The sequence below is a fragment of the Micromonospora sp. NPDC047620 genome (assembly GCF_043205005.1).
GTDB lineage: Bacteria > Actinomycetota > Actinomycetes > Mycobacteriales > Micromonosporaceae > Micromonospora.
Genome location: NZ_JBIDDG010000010.1, coordinates 21,879 through 35,089, shown reverse-complemented (window position 1 = coordinate 35,089; position 13,211 = coordinate 21,879). Strand labels below are relative to the sequence as shown.

The following is a 13,211-nucleotide window of genomic DNA, read 5'->3' as shown; positions in this document are numbered from 1 at the left end:
GGAAGAGATGACTACCCAGGCTTCCGCGCCGCCCAGCACCAAGTCGCAGGCGCTCCGCTCGTACGACGTCGCCGACTTCCCGGCCCTCACCGGCCTGGAGGAGGAGTGGCGCTTCACCCCGCTCAAGCGCCTGCGCGGCCTGCTGGACGGTGCCGTCTCCGACGAGTCGGCGCACTGGCCCGCCCTTGAGTACGGGCAGCTCCCCGAGGGAGTCACGGTCGGCTCGCTGGCGAAGGACGACCCGCGGTGGGGCAGCGTCCTGGTCCCGGTGGACCGGGTCAGCGCCCGCGCATACGGCGAGTCGGGCGTGGGCACGCTGGTGCAGGTCGCCCGGGAGGCGGTGGTGACCGAGCCGGTGACCATCACCGTGCACGGCGGTCCGACCGACGTGCTCGCCTTCGCTCACACCTTCATCGAGATCGGCGCGCTCTCCGAGTCGGTTCTCGTGCTCCGGCACGTCGGCACCGGCACGCTGGCCGACAACGTCGAGGTGGCGGTGGCCGACGGGGCGAAGCTGACCCTGGTCACCGTCGCCGACTGGGCCGACGACGCCGTCCAGGCCCAGCACCTGAAGGTGAAGCTGGGTCGGGACGCCAGGGTGGTCCACGTCCAGGTCTCCCTCGGTGGCGACCTGGTCCGGCAGTACACCTCGGTGGAGTACACCGACCGGGGCGGCGAGGCCGAGCTGTACGGCCTCTACTTCGCCGACTCGGGGCAGCACCTGGAGCACCGCCAGCTGGTCGACCACAGCGTGCCGGACTGCCGCAGCTACGTCGGCTACCGCGGCGCCCTGCAGGGCGAGAGCGCGCGCACCGTCTGGGTGGGCGACGTCCTGATCCGCGCCGAGGCGACCGGCACCGAAACGTACGAGATCAACCGGAACCTGCTGCTGACCGACGGCGCGCGGGCGGACTCCGTACCCAATCTGGAGATCGAGACCGGCGAGATCGCCGGCGCCGGCCACGCGAGCGCGACCGGCCGCTTCGACGACGAGCAGCTGTTCTACCTGATGGCCCGGGGCATCCCGGAGGGCGAGGCGCGGCGCCTGGTGGTCCGCGGCTTCTTCGCCGAGCTGATCAACAAGATCCCGGTCGAGGAGCTGCGCGAGCGGCTCGGCGACGCGATCGAGGCCCGGCTGAGCAAGGCCGGCGCCTGATGATCAAGATCTGCTCGACCGAGGACGTGCCGAAGGGCACCGCGATCGCCGCGGACGTCGACGGCACGCAGATCGCGATCGTGCACGGCGAGGACGACGCCTTCTACGCCGTCTACGACGAGTGCTCGCACGCCGCGGTCGCCCTCTCCGAGGGGGAGGTCTCCGGCTGCACGCTGGAATGTTGGCTGCACGGTTCCCGTTTCGACCTGAGGACCGGCGCGCCGACCGGGCTGCCCGCCACCGAACCCGTTCCCGTCTATCCCGTCGAAGTCCGCGACGGCGACATCTACGTCAGCCTCACGCCGAGCAATGGAGTGACCCGATAATGAGCACCCTGGAGATCCGCGACCTGAAGGTGTCGGTCAAGCTGCCCGAGGGTGAGCTCAAGCCGATCCTGGCCGGTGTCGACCTGACCGTCCGCTCGGGCGAGACCCACGCGATCATGGGGCCGAACGGCTCCGGCAAGTCCACCCTGGCCTACTCGATCGCCGGCCACCCCAAGTACGAGATCACCGGCGGCTCGGTGACCCTCGACGGCGAGGACGTGCTGGCCATGTCCGTCGACGAGCGGGCCCGCGCCGGCCTCTTCCTGGCCATGCAGTACCCGGTCGAGGTGCCCGGCGTCTCGGTGGCGAACTTCCTGCGTACCGCCAAGACCGCCATCGACGGCGAGGCGCCGAAGCTGCGCACCTGGGGCGGCGAGCTGCGCGGGGCCATGGAGCGCCTCCAGATGGACCCGGCGTTCGCCCAGCGCAACGTCAACGAGGGCTTCTCCGGCGGTGAGAAGAAGCGGCACGAGATCGTGCAGCTGGAGCTGCTCAAGCCGAAGATGGCCATCCTCGACGAGACCGACTCCGGCCTCGACGTCGACGCGCTGCGCGTGGTCAGCGAGGGGGTGAACCGGGTCCGCGACACCGGCGACACCGGCCTGCTGCTGATCACCCACTACACCCGGATCCTGCGCTACATCAAGCCGGACTTCGTGCACGTGTTCGTGGCCGGCCGGATCGTCGAGCAGGGCGGCCCGGAGTTGGCCGACAAGCTCGAGGAAGAGGGCTACGAGCGGTACGTCGCCGGGGCCGGTTCGGCGCGGGTCTGATTCCTCTCGGAGAATGGGTGGGCCGGTCGACATGACTACCATCGCGATCCCGCCGGGGATGCCGCAGTACGACGACGTGCCGCGTTACGACGTGGCGAAGGTGCGCGCCGACTTCCCGATCCTGGACCGGGAGGTCAACGGGCACCGGCTGGTCTATCTCGACAGCGCCAACACCTCGCACAAGCCGCGACAGGTGCTCGACGTGCTCGCCGAGCACTACGCGATGCACAACGCCAACGTCTCCCGCTCGGTGCACACGCTGGGCACGGAGGCCACCGAGGCGTACGAGGGCGCGCGGGCGAAGGTCGCCGCGTTCGTCAACGCGCCGAGCGTGGACGAGGTGGTGTTCACCAAGAACTCCACCGAGGCGATCAACATCGTCGCGTACGCCTTCTCCAACGCCTCGCTGCGGCCCGACGCCGACCCGCGGTTCCGGCTCGGCCCCGGTGACGAGGTGGTGATCTCCGAGATGGAGCACCACTCGAACATCGTCCCGTGGCAGCTGCTCTGCGAGCGGACCGGCGCGACGCTGCGCTGGTTCCCGGTCACCGACCACGGGCGCCTGGACGAGTCGGGGCTGGCGGACCTGGTCACCGAGCGGACGAAGATCGTCTCCCTGGTGCACATGTCCAACATCCTCGGCACCGTCAACGCCACCGCGCGGATCACCGAGCGGGTCCGCGAGGTGGGGGCGCTGCTGCTGCTCGACTGCTCCCAGTCGGTGCCGCACATGCCGATGGACGTGGTCGACTACGACGCCGACTTCGTCGTGTTCACCGGGCACAAGATGTGTGGCCCGACCGGTATCGGGGTGCTCTGGGGCCGGGCCGAGCTGCTGGCGGCGATGCCGCCGGTGCTCGGCGGAGGGTCGATGATCGAGACGGTGTCGATGGCGCGCTCGACGTTCGCCGCGCCGCCGGCCCGGTTCGAGGCGGGCACCCCGCCGATCGCCGAGGCGGTCGCGCTCGGCGCTGCCGTCGACTACCTCACCGGCATCGGGATGCGGGCCATCCAGTGGCACGAGAAGGAGCTGACGGCGTACGCGCTGGACGCCCTCGCCACGGTGCGCGGCCTGCGGATCTTCGGGCCGACCGTGCCGGTGGGCCGGGGCGGCACCATCTCGTTCGCCCTCGGCGACATCCACCCGCACGACGTCGGGCAGGTGCTCGACTCGCTCGGCGTGCAGGTGCGGGTGGGCCACCACTGTGCCCGGCCGGTGTGCACCCGGTTCGGCGTGCCGGCCATGACGCGGGCCTCGTTCTACCTCTACACCACCACCGAGGAGATCGACGCCCTGGTGGCGGGCCTGGAGCAGGCGCGGAAGGTGTTCGACTGATGCAGCTCGACCAGCTCTACCAGGAGATCATCCTGGACCACTACAAGCACCCGCACGGCCGTGGCCTGCGGGACGCGGGCGACCCGACGGACCGGGTCGCCGAGGCGCACCACGTCAACCCGACCTGCGGCGACGAGGTCACGGTCCGGGTGGCGACCGACGGCGACGTGCTGCACGACGTCTCGTACGACGGCATGGGCTGCTCGATCAGCCAGGCGTCGGCGAGTGTGTTGCACGAGCTGCTGGTCGGGCGGGGCGCGGGTGAGGCGTTCCGGGTGCACGAGGCGTTCGTGGAGTTGATGTCCGGCCGTGGTCAGGTCACGCCGGACGAGGACGTGCTCGGTGACGGGGTCGCGTTCGCGGGCGTCGCCCGCTACCCCGCCCGGGTGAAGTGCGCGCTGTTGCCGTGGATGGCGTTCAAGGACGCCGCGGCACGCGCCGGCGTGGGCGTGAGCCCTTCGGAGGTTAAGGCATGAGTAGCGAGGACACCGCCACCGCGGCGACGCCGGCGGCCGAGGGCACGGCGACGCCGGCCACGGACGCCGCCGCGCCGGCCGCGGGTGACGGCGGCAAGGCCGCGGGTGCCCGGGCCGCCGTCGCCGACATCGAGGAGGCAATGAAGGACGTCGTCGACCCCGAGCTGGGCATCAACGTGGTCGACCTCGGCCTGGTGTACGGCGTGCACGTCGGCGACGACAACGTCGCCACGCTGGACATGACGCTGACGTCGGCGGCCTGCCCGCTGACCGACGTGATCGAGGACCAGGCCCGCCAGGCGCTGACCACCGGCCCCGGCGGCGGGCTGGTCGACGACATCCGGATCAACTGGGTGTGGCTCCCGCCGTGGGGCCCCGACAAGATCACCGACGAGGGGCGCGACCAGCTCCGCTCCCTCGGCTTCAACGTCTGACCCGGCCCAGCGTCGGTCCCCGTCGAGCGCGCTGCCCCTCCCGGGCGGCGCGCTCGACGCGTTCCTGGCGACGGACAACGGCGGCCAGCTCGCCGACGACGGCGAGGGTGTCCTACAGCCGCGGATGGCCCCGGCGCGTGCGGGGACGGCCTTCTCTTCCACCCTGCCGCGTTCCGGCGGAGCCGACGCCGGGGTGCGATCCGCGTGACATCCTCTATCGATAGTTGTCACCATCTATCTGGAGGAGGCGGCAACATGCGATCTCGGTTGCTCTCCATCGCGTCCGCGCTGGCGCTCGTCGCGAGTGGCTCGGCGCTGGCGTTGCTGCCCGCCAGCCCGGCCAGTGCGCACTGCAGCGGGCACGGCACCCACCCGGATCTGTACAGCGGGGGTGCCATCTCGTTCGGGAACGGGACCAACATCCGGGCCTATCCGCACATCGACTGCGGCAGTCGCGGGCTCGGTTACCCGAGTCACGGGATCGACGTCCACTGCGCCACCTACACCAACGCGCTCTGGATCTTCCTCCGTAACACCACCACGGGAGTGAACGGGTGGTCCCGGTTGGACGCCCTCAACGTCTCGGAGCCCACCACCATCGCCGACTGCTCGAACACGGTCGCGGCGCACCGGCTGGCCTGACACCCACGGCCGGCCCCCGTCGCAGCTGCGAGGTGCCGGGAAATGGGTGGCGGCGGGTGGGGGTGGGGAAGCAGGATCGGGGCCGTGATCGAGACGTACCCGGTGCTGAGCCTCCCCGTTGCCGCGGCCACCGCCGTGCGGCGACAGCGGCCGGTGCCCTGTCGCGCCTCGACCCGCCGCCGGCCGTCGTGACCGGCGCGTTCCTGGCCGGTCTGGTCGCCGGCTACGGCGTCGCCGTCCCGGTCGGTGCGATCGCGATCCTCATCCTCGGGCTCAGCGCCCGCACGTCGTTCCGGGTCGGCGCCGCCGCCGCGCTCGGCGTGGCCGCCGCGGACGGGCTCTACGCCGCCGTGGCGGCCCTCGGCGGGGCCGCGGTCGCCGGCCTGGTCGCCCCGGTCGCGGGCCCGCTGCGGCTGGCCGCCGCCGTCGTGCTGCTCGCCCTCGCCGGCCACGGCGCCTGGCGTGCGCTGCGCCCCCGCACCGCGCCGGCGGTCCCCGCCGAGGCCCGCCGGGGCCTGGACACCCCGGCCCGGGCCTTCGCCGGCGTGCTCGCGCTGACCCTGTTCAATCCGGCGACGGTGGTCTACTTCGCCGCCCTCGTCCTCGGGCGGCAGGGTGGCGCGGATCCGGGCGCGGCCGAGGCACTGCTCTTCGTGGCGGGGGCCTTCGTCGCCTCGGCCAGCTGGCAGTTGCTGATCGCCGGTGGGGGCACCCTCGTCGGGCGGGCGCTGGCCGGGCCACGCGGTCGGCGCGTCACGGCGTTGGTCTCCAGCGGGCTCATCGCGGCCCTGGCGATCGCCATGGTGCTGCCCCGATGAAGGCCGCAAGACGACGGCGCCGCCCCCGTCAGGCGGCGAGGACCGCCGTCGGCGAGCCGGCTCAGGCGGCGTAGCCGGGGGACATGGCCGCCGCCAGGCGCAGGTGGACGGCGGCGCGCCGGGCGTCCCCCTGTCGCTGAAGGGTCCGCCCGAGCAGCAACTGCACGTACGAGTCGTCCGGCGTCGCCGCCGCGAGCGGCTCCAGCATCCGCAGGGCCCGGGTGAGCTGGGCGGAGTGGAAGTATGCCCGGGCGGCGAGCAGCCTGGTGCCGGGGTCGTCACCGTGGGCGTCGAGCAGGGGCTGGAGCAGGGTGAGGGCACCCAGGGGATCGCCCAGGTCAAGCAGCGCCTCGGCGTGGCGGAGGCGTTCGACCTCCTCGGGTAGTTGTCGAGGGCTGACCCGTGCGGCCCCGGACAGGAAGTCGTGGATCACCTCCGGGGGCTGAGCGCCGCGCAGTGCCACCCCGTTCGCGACGAATGTCGGTGACGTCGCCACGCCCGCGGCCCTGCCCCGCAGGACCAACTCCCGGACGGCGGCCTCGCCGCCGCCGTCGGCCAGCAGCGCGTCCCCCTCGGGGAAGCCCGCCCTCCGGGCCACCTCGGCCAGCACCTCCGGGCGGCTGATGTCCCGCGCGTCGACGAAGTGCGCGCGCAGCACCTCTTCCGCCACCGCGTCCTGCAGTCGCGTACCGCCGGCGGAGTGGGCGAGGGCGATCAGGCGGTGGGCGTCGTGGCTGTTGGCCCGCCAGCCGGCGCCCCAGCGCGGACCGATGCCCTCGGCCAGCGCGATGTGGGAGACGCGTTCCCGGTTCTCGCCAGGCGTCAGGTCCGGTGCGCACCGCTGGAGTGCGGCGTCCACCATCGGGTCACGCAGCGCGTCCGCCAGGGGCTCGGCCGGGACGGGGGCGGAGGGGTCGATCCGGAACGGCCGCCAGACGACCTCGACCGGTTCGCCCTCCCAGGACGCCAGCGCCCGTTCCAGCCGCCGCTTGCCGATGTACGCCCACGTGCAGACGACGTCTGCCCACACCTCGATCCGCATCCCGACACGTTACACGACACGTGTCGTGTAAGCGACGGGTGTCGTATAGTAGCCCGGTGAACTCCTCCGATCCGCGGGCGCGACGGACGCGGGCCCGACTCCGGGCCGCCGTCCTGGAACTGGCCGCCGAGCGGGAACTGGGCGACATCACGATCGCCGAGGTCGCCAAGCGGGCCGGGGTCAACCGCGCGACCACGTACCTCCACTTTCCCGACCTGGACGCGCTCGTCACGGACGCGATGGAGGAGGCGATCGCCCAGGTGGCGCGCGCCGCGGCGCTCTGCCCGCTGGACGCTCCGCGCGACGAGGCGCCGCAGCCGCTGCGCGACCTCTTCGACACCGTCGCCGCCAACGCGGTCCTCTACCGTCGGATGCTGTCCCCGCACGGCAGCGCCCGCTTCGCTGCGGGCCTGCGGGACCGGCTGGCCGCGGAACTGCGGAGGAGTTTCGAGGCGCGGGCGCGTCCCCCCGGCGTCGACGACGTGCCGGTGGACGTCCACGCCGCCTATCTCGCCGGCGCCCTCACGGGCGTCATCGCCGACTGGACCGCGGCGCGGGCTCCGGCCGGGGCGGCCGAGACCGCGCTGGCCACGTGGCGGCTGCTCCGTGGCTGATTCCATCCGCGTCTCGGCGCGACCAGCACAGGGGAGGTTGCCGTGGTCGGCAGGCCGGCAGTAGGTGGCGGTCGGTGGGTCGAGGTGGCCCCGGGCCGCGTCGCCCGCTGGGTCGAGGGCTTCGCCGACCGGCACGGCGCGCCCGCCACCACCGTCCAGGGGTATGGCCTGCTGCTCGGCGCCCCGGACGGCGCGACCGCCGAGCTGCACACCCCGCCCGGCGCGCCGGCCGCCCCGGACGTGCCCGGCTTCGTGGCCGCCGCGGCCATGCCCCGCCGGATCGGCCTGCTGCTGGTTCGCAAGGGCGCGGTGGCGGTGGGCGTCGCGGCGGGCGAGGAGCTGACGGTGTCGAAGGTGGACACCCGGTACGTGCAGGGCCGCACCGCCGCCGGGGGGTGGTCCCAGCAGCGCTTCGCCCGGCGGCGCGACAACCAGGCGAAGGCGGCGCTGGGCGACGCGACCGAGCTGGCCGTACGGCTGCTGTTGCCGGAGGTGTCGTCGCTGAGCGCGCTGGTCTGCGGCGGCGACCGGCGGGCGGTGGACACCGTGCTGGCCGACCGGCGGCTCGCGCCGCTGGCGGCGCTGCGCGCGGAGCGGCTGTTGGACGTGCCCGAGCCCCGGCACGCCGTGCTGGTCGGCGCGATCGCGGCCGCCCGGGCGGTCCGGATCCTGGTCCGCGATCCCGACCCGGCCTGACCCGGCCCGGAACGCGGCGGCGGCCAGCAGGCCCTCGCCCATCGGCCGCCCACGGGACCGTTCCTGCTCGCCGGTCAGAGGCTGCCGCTGAAGGTGTCGCAGGACTTCGGGTCGCCGGTGGAGTAGCCCCGGGTGAACCACTCCTTGCGCTGCTGCGACGAGCCGTGGGTGAACTCGTCGGGGTTCACCGGCCGGTTCGCCCGCTCGGAGATGGCGTCGTCGCCGATCTTCTCGGCGGTGTCGACGGCCTGCCGGATGTCCTGCTCGCTGATGCTGGTGAAGATCTTCTGGCCACTGGAGTCGGCGGTGCCGGTGGCGTTCTTCGCCCAGGCGCCGGCGTAGCAGTCGGCCTGCAGTTCCAGCTTGACCGAGAGCGCGTTGGCGTTGTCCGGGTCGCGCTGCTGCTGGCGGCGCATCTGGGCTTCGGTGCCGAGCAGGTCCTGCACGTGGTGGCCGTACTCGTGGGCGAGCACGTACGGCTGGGCGAATTCGCCGGAGGCCCCGAGCTGCTGGGCGAGCACCCGGTAGAAGGTGAGGTCGATGTAGACCAGGTCGTCGGCGGGGCAGTAGAACGGGCCGACGCCGGAGTCGGCCTGCCCGCAGGCGGTGTTGACGCCCTGGCTGAAGAACACCGTCCGGGACGGGCGGTACTGCTCGCCGAACGCCTCGGGCAGCGCCTTCTGCCAGTACGCCTGGATGGAGTTGACGTAGAGCGCGTTGCGGCAGTCGAGTTGCTGGAGCGCGTCGTCGGCCGAGCACTTCTGCTCCAGCGACGTGTTGTCGCCCTGCGGGTCTCCGCCGCCGTTGGTGGCGGCGTTCAGGCCGAAGCCGCCGCCGACGAGGGCCACCAGCACGGCGATGACGAGGCCGACGATGCCGCCCCGGCCGCCGCCGATCGGGATGGGAATGCCGCCCAGCCCGCCGCCCCCGCCGGATCCTCGCCGGTCGTCCACCTGGCTGGTGTCGATCCGCGCGTTCTCGTTCAGCTCCATCTCTACCCCGATCACCGTTTTGATCCGTTTTCGTGGTTGCGGTACCGGACCGGGTCCGGACGGCGTTTCGGTACCCGATGATCTTGGTCGGTAATCCGGCGGGGCGGTCGGGCGGCGCCCGGTACACTTGCCACGTGCTGCTCTGCGAAGGCTGAACCGCCCCGCGCCGACGGGCCTCGTGCCCGCCGGCGCTTTCGCGTGCCCTGAGTCAGCCCTTCCAGACCCCGAGAGCGAGTCCTCCGACATGATCACTGCCACCGGCCTGGAGCTTCGTGCCGGCGCCCGGATCCTGCTGTCCGACACCACGCTGCGGGTGCAGCCGGGTGACCGGATCGGCCTGGTCGGCCGCAACGGCGCCGGCAAGACCACCACGCTCAAGGTGCTCGCCGGCGAGGGTCAGCCCTACGCCGGGCAGATCGAGCGGCGCAGCGCCATCGGCTACCTCCCGCAGGACCCGCGGACCGGCGACCTGGAGGTCACCGGCCGCGACCGGGTGCTCTCCGCCCGGGGCCTGGACGTGCTGATGGCCCAGATGAAGGAGATCGAGGCGAAGCTCGCCGACGGCGCCGACGACCGGCTGGTCCGCCGATACGGCGCGCTGGAGGACCAGTTCGCCTCCCTCGGCGGGTACGCGGCCGAGGCCGAGGCCGCCCGGATCTGCGCCAACCTCGGGCTGCCGGACCGGGCGCTCGCCCAGACCATCGGCACCCTCTCCGGCGGCCAGCGCCGCCGCATCGAGCTGGCCCGGATCCTGTTCCGGGACGCCGGCGAGAACGGCGGCGGCATCCTGCTGCTCGACGAGCCGACCAACCACCTCGACGCCGACTCGATCACCTGGCTGCGCGGCTTCCTCGCCAACCACAAGGGCGGCCTGATCGTGATCTCCCACGACGGCTCGCTGCTGGAGTCGGTGGTCAACAAGGTCTGGTTCCTCGACGCCACCCGCTCGGTGGTCGACGTCTACAACCTCGGCTGGAAGGCGTACCTGGAGGCCCGCGAGACCGACGAGCGGCGCCGCCGCCGGGAGCGGGCCAACGCCGAGAAGAAGGCCGGCGCGCTGATGGCGCAGGCCGACAAGATGCGGGCCAAGGCCACCAAGACCGTCGCCGCGCAGAACATGGCCCGGCGAGCCGAGAAGCTGATCGCCGGCCTGGAGGAGGTACGCGTCGCCGACAAGGTGGCGAAGGTGCGCTTCCCGAGCCCGGCCCCGTGCGGCAAGACCCCGCTCACCGCGACGGGCCTGTCGAAGTCGTACGGCTCGCTGGAGATCTTCACCGACGTGAACGTGGCGGTGGACCGCGGCTCCCGGGTGGCCATCCTCGGCCTCAACGGCGCCGGCAAGACCACCCTGCTGCGGATGCTCGGCGGCCTGCTGGAGCCGGACACCGGCGAGGTGCACGCCGGCCACGGCCTGCGGCTCGGCTACTACGCGCAGGAGCACGAGACGCTCGACGTGGACCGCACGGTCCTGGAGCACATGCGCAGCGCCGCCATCGAGCAGACCGACACCGACCTGCGGAAGATCCTCGGCGCGTTCCTGTTCTCCGGCGACGACGTGGACAAGCCGGCCGGGGTGCTCTCCGGTGGCGAGAAGACCCGGCTGGCGCTGGCCACCCTGGTCTGCTCCGGGGCGAACGTGCTGCTGCTCGACGAGCCGACGAACAACCTCGACCCGGTCAGCCGGGAGCAGGTGCTCGACGCCATCGCCCGCTACCCGGGCGCGATCGTGCTGGTCACCCACGACCCCGGCGCGGTCATGGCGCTCAAGCCGGACCGCGCCATCCTGCTCCCCGACGGCGACGAGGACGCCTGGAGCGACGACCTGCTCGAACTCGTCGAGCTGGCCTGACCCACCGCACCCACCGCCCGACGCCGGCCCACGGCGTCGATCATGAAGTTGTTGTCGCGACACGCCGGGGAGGAGCGCAACAACTTCATGATCAACGCGGCTCGCGGCGAGGGGGTCAGCGCAGGAGGGCCAGGAGGTGGGGGAGGACGTTCGAGGTGGCCAGGATGACCACGCCGATGGCGATGAACACGGCCGGGACGAGCCAGTGGCCGGCTCGTTCGACCACACCGGTCACCCGTGGGTGGCCCCCCAGCCAGGCGCCCGCCGCACACCACAGCGCGACGAGCACCACGAAGACCAGCAGGAACACCGCGCTGTCGGCCGGCCCGAGGGCGCGGAACACCGGCACGTAGACGGCGATGTTGTCCGCGCCGTTGGCGATCGTCACCCCGGCCACCCCGAGCGTGGAGCCCACCACCGCCGGGGCCTCGTCGGCTTCCCGGTCGAGCAGCGCGTGCACGCCGAGGGCGATCGGCAGCAGCCCGAGCAGCCCGGTCCACGGATCGGGCACCACCAGCAGCCCGGCCGCGACCACCGCGCTGGCCAGCGCCAGCGCGCCGATGCCCAGGTACTGCCCGGCCACGATCTGCCAGGTGCGGGGGCGGCCGGTGCTGCGGGCGGCGACGAAGAACAGCGTCAGGACGACGATGTCGTCGATGTCGGTGGCGGCGAAGACCACCGCCGCGCCAGCGGCCGTGTCGAGGAGGTCCGTCACGTCAGGCAGGGTACGGAGCGCCCGCCGCCCCCGCGCGGGCACGCTGCGTCGACCCCGGCCCCGTCGGGAGTATCACTCTATCGGGAAGATGACAACGCATAGCGTGTCGGTTGGCGAAGAGTTGATATCTGGCGCATGATCGTTCGAGGCGGTCTAATAGGTGGGACCGTATCCGAACCGCACAGTCTGGGACGTGAGGACACAGCATGGCAGCCACTGGCACAGCCACCAGCACTGAGAAGGGTCGCCGGATCGTCGGAGCCGAGCGTCAGACGCTCGCCAAGGACCTGGTAAAGCGGTACACCTCGGGTGAGAGCATCCGCGCGCTCGCGGCCTCGACCGGCCGTTCCTACGGGTTCATCCACCGGGTGCTCACCGAGTCCGGGGTGCAGCTGCGGCAGCGCGGCGGCGCCCGGCGCCGCAAGAAGGCGTGACCCGCCCCCCAGCGTCGTCCACCAGCACCGCGCCCCGGGTCGTCCGGTGACCGCCGAGGCGACCGGGGTTCGGCTGGAACGCGAAGGGCCGGTCGCGACGGTCACGTTGTGTCGGCCCGACGTGCTCAACGCCCAGACCCCGGCGATGTGGCGCGCGATGAGCGACTTCGCGCGCGACCTGCCCGGCGACGTCCGCGTCGTGGTCGTCCGTGGCGAGGGGCGGGCGTTCTCCGCCGGCCTCGACCTGACGGTGGCCGGCGCCTCCGGGCCGGGCTCGTTCGCCGAGCTCGCCACCCTGCCCGAGCAGGAGTGCGCGGACCGCATCGCGGAGTTGCAGGGCGGCTTCACCTGGTTGCACCGGCCCGACATCGTCTCCGTCGCCGCCGTGCAGGGCCACGCGATCGGCGCCGGCTTCCAGCTGGCGCTCGCCTGTGACCTGCGGGTGCTCGCCGAGGACGCGAAGTTCTCCATGGCCGAGGTGACGCTCGGCCTGGTGCCGGATCTCGCCGGCACCAAGCGCCTGGTCGACCTCGTCGGCTACTCCCGGGCGCTGGAGATCTGCGCCACCGGCCGGCGGATGGACGCCGCCGAGGCGGACCGGATCGGCCTGGCCACCCTGGTCGTGCCGAACGTCGACCTCGACGCCGCGGTGCGCGACCTGACGGCGGGTCTGCTGGCCAACAACCGGGACGCGGTGGTGGAGATCAAGGCGCTGCTGGCCGGCGCCGCCAGCCGGTCCGCCGGCGAGCAGCAGCGGGCCGAGCGCGAGGCGCAGACGCGTCGACTGCGCGATCTCGCCGGGCGGGGAGAATAGTAAGGACCGTTCGGGAAGATCCGGGTTACGACCGAGGTTGTCAGAGTCGTCGGGAGAATCGACCTGACGGTGCGGTCGACCCGACGACCCGGAG

Annotated in this window: 16 protein-coding genes; 13 read left to right on the top strand and 3 right to left on the bottom strand. The window is 72.6% G+C overall.

The annotated features are described in order from the left end of the window. Nucleotides 1–7 precede the first annotated feature (7 nt). The 8 genes from sufD (at nt 8) to ACGF5C_RS14075 (ending at nt 5,961) form a co-directional block, all read left to right on the top strand. Nucleotides 8–1,156: a Fe-S cluster assembly protein SufD gene (gene sufD, locus ACGF5C_RS14110; RefSeq protein ID WP_393301175.1), complete on the top strand. Its 1,149-nt coding sequence runs from the start codon at nt 8–10 to the stop codon at nt 1,154–1,156. After that, nucleotides 1,156–1,482, top strand: a complete 327-nt coding sequence (locus ACGF5C_RS14105) for a non-heme iron oxygenase ferredoxin subunit (RefSeq protein WP_393301172.1) — start codon at nt 1,156–1,158, stop codon at nt 1,480–1,482. Before sufD ends, ACGF5C_RS14105 begins: the two co-directional genes overlap by 1 nt. Continuing rightward, nucleotides 1,482–2,255: a Fe-S cluster assembly ATPase SufC gene (gene sufC / locus ACGF5C_RS14100; RefSeq protein ID WP_393301169.1), complete on the top strand. Its 774-nt coding sequence runs from the start codon at nt 1,482–1,484 to the stop codon at nt 2,253–2,255. The genes ACGF5C_RS14105 and sufC overlap by 1 nt, the downstream gene beginning before the upstream one ends. A 31-nt stretch (nt 2,256–2,286) precedes the next feature. After that, a complete protein-coding gene (locus ACGF5C_RS14095; RefSeq protein ID WP_357701735.1) occupies nt 2,287–3,591 on the top strand; it encodes a cysteine desulfurase in 1,305 nt (434 codons plus the stop codon). Further along, nucleotides 3,591–4,067: a Fe-S cluster assembly sulfur transfer protein SufU gene (sufU, locus tag ACGF5C_RS14090; RefSeq protein ID WP_393301166.1), complete on the top strand. Its 477-nt coding sequence runs from the start codon at nt 3,591–3,593 to the stop codon at nt 4,065–4,067. The genes ACGF5C_RS14095 and sufU overlap by 1 nt, the downstream gene beginning before the upstream one ends. Further along, complete coding sequence (locus tag ACGF5C_RS14085) at nt 4,064–4,501, top strand: metal-sulfur cluster assembly factor (protein ID WP_393301163.1); 438 nt, start codon at nt 4,064–4,066, stop codon at nt 4,499–4,501. Before sufU ends, ACGF5C_RS14085 begins: the two co-directional genes overlap by 4 nt. Nucleotides 4,502–4,756: 255 nt before the next feature. Continuing rightward, nucleotides 4,757–5,143, top strand: a complete 387-nt coding sequence (locus ACGF5C_RS14080; RefSeq protein ID WP_393301160.1) for a hypothetical protein — start codon at nt 4,757–4,759, stop codon at nt 5,141–5,143. Nucleotides 5,144–5,331: 188 nt separating this feature from the next. Continuing rightward, on the top strand, nt 5,332–5,961 hold the full coding sequence (locus ACGF5C_RS14075; protein ID WP_393301157.1) for a LysE family transporter: 630 nt from the start codon (nt 5,332–5,334) through the stop codon (nt 5,959–5,961). Nucleotides 5,962–6,022: 61 nt separating this feature from the next. On the opposite strand, the gene ACGF5C_RS14070 is transcribed toward ACGF5C_RS14075, so the two are convergent. Continuing rightward, nucleotides 6,023–7,003, bottom strand: a complete 981-nt coding sequence (locus ACGF5C_RS14070; RefSeq protein ID WP_393301154.1) for a DsbA family protein — start codon at nt 7,001–7,003, stop codon at nt 6,023–6,025. A gap of 56 nt (nt 7,004–7,059) precedes the next feature. Here ACGF5C_RS14070 and ACGF5C_RS14065 point away from each other — a divergent pair, with 56 nt between their 5' ends. Together ACGF5C_RS14065 and ACGF5C_RS14060 are read left to right on the top strand one after the other, a co-directional pair. Then, nucleotides 7,060–7,617, top strand: a complete 558-nt coding sequence (locus tag ACGF5C_RS14065; protein ID WP_393301151.1) for a TetR/AcrR family transcriptional regulator — start codon at nt 7,060–7,062, stop codon at nt 7,615–7,617. A 42-nt stretch (nt 7,618–7,659) separates the two neighbouring features. Next, nucleotides 7,660–8,313 (top strand): acVLRF1 family peptidyl-tRNA hydrolase, encoded by a 654-nt coding sequence (locus tag ACGF5C_RS14060; protein WP_393301148.1) that lies wholly within the window; start codon nt 7,660–7,662, stop codon nt 8,311–8,313. A gap of 74 nt (nt 8,314–8,387) precedes the next feature. On the opposite strand, the gene ACGF5C_RS14055 is transcribed toward ACGF5C_RS14060, so the two are convergent. Beyond that, the gene (locus tag ACGF5C_RS14055; RefSeq protein WP_393301658.1) at nt 8,388–9,305 is read right to left on the bottom strand and encodes a neutral zinc metallopeptidase; all 918 of its coding nucleotides are present in this window, start codon (nt 9,303–9,305) and stop codon (nt 8,388–8,390) included. Between the two features lie 244 nt (nt 9,306–9,549). On the opposite strand from ACGF5C_RS14055, the gene ACGF5C_RS14050 reads away from it, so the two are divergent. Beyond that, nucleotides 9,550–11,154: an ABC-F family ATP-binding cassette domain-containing protein gene (locus tag ACGF5C_RS14050; protein WP_350709103.1), complete on the top strand. Its 1,605-nt coding sequence runs from the start codon at nt 9,550–9,552 to the stop codon at nt 11,152–11,154. A 115-nt stretch (nt 11,155–11,269) separates the two neighbouring features. Here ACGF5C_RS14050 and ACGF5C_RS14045 read toward each other — a convergent pair whose 3' ends face one another. After that, complete coding sequence (locus ACGF5C_RS14045; protein ID WP_393301144.1) at nt 11,270–11,869, bottom strand: cadmium resistance transporter; 600 nt, start codon at nt 11,867–11,869, stop codon at nt 11,270–11,272. 206 nt (nt 11,870–12,075) lie between these two features. Between ACGF5C_RS14045 and ACGF5C_RS14040 the strand changes: the two genes are divergently transcribed. Together ACGF5C_RS14040 and ACGF5C_RS14035 are read left to right on the top strand one after the other, a co-directional pair. After that, a complete protein-coding gene (locus ACGF5C_RS14040) occupies nt 12,076–12,303 on the top strand; it encodes a helix-turn-helix domain-containing protein (RefSeq protein ID WP_007462679.1) in 228 nt (75 codons plus the stop codon). Nucleotides 12,304–12,349: 46 nt separating this feature from the next. Then, nucleotides 12,350–13,117: an enoyl-CoA hydratase/isomerase family protein gene (locus ACGF5C_RS14035; protein ID WP_393301141.1), complete on the top strand. Its 768-nt coding sequence runs from the start codon at nt 12,350–12,352 to the stop codon at nt 13,115–13,117. The last annotated feature ends 94 nt before the right edge of the window (nt 13,118–13,211 follow it).

Coding starts and splice junctions, on each gene's coding strand:
- ACGF5C_RS14095 (WP_357701735.1), top strand. CDS start 2,287: ATGACTACCATCGCGATCCCGCCGGGGATGCCGCAGTACGACGACGTG.
- ACGF5C_RS14055 (WP_393301658.1), bottom strand. CDS start 9,305: ATGGAGCTGAACGAGAACGCGCGGATCGACACCAGCCAGGTGGACGAC.
- ACGF5C_RS14040 (WP_007462679.1), top strand. CDS start 12,076: ATGGCAGCCACTGGCACAGCCACCAGCACTGAGAAGGGTCGCCGGATC.
- ACGF5C_RS14085 (WP_393301163.1), top strand. CDS start 4,064: ATGAGTAGCGAGGACACCGCCACCGCGGCGACGCCGGCGGCCGAGGGC.
- sufC (WP_393301169.1), top strand. CDS start 1,482: ATGAGCACCCTGGAGATCCGCGACCTGAAGGTGTCGGTCAAGCTGCCC.
- ACGF5C_RS14080 (WP_393301160.1), top strand. CDS start 4,757: ATGCGATCTCGGTTGCTCTCCATCGCGTCCGCGCTGGCGCTCGTCGCG.
- ACGF5C_RS14050 (WP_350709103.1), top strand. CDS start 9,550: ATGATCACTGCCACCGGCCTGGAGCTTCGTGCCGGCGCCCGGATCCTG.
- ACGF5C_RS14105 (WP_393301172.1), top strand. CDS start 1,156: ATGATCAAGATCTGCTCGACCGAGGACGTGCCGAAGGGCACCGCGATC.
- sufD (WP_393301175.1), top strand. CDS start 8: ATGACTACCCAGGCTTCCGCGCCGCCCAGCACCAAGTCGCAGGCGCTC.
- sufU (WP_393301166.1), top strand. CDS start 3,591: ATGCAGCTCGACCAGCTCTACCAGGAGATCATCCTGGACCACTACAAG.
- ACGF5C_RS14070 (WP_393301154.1), bottom strand. CDS start 7,003: ATGCGGATCGAGGTGTGGGCAGACGTCGTCTGCACGTGGGCGTACATC.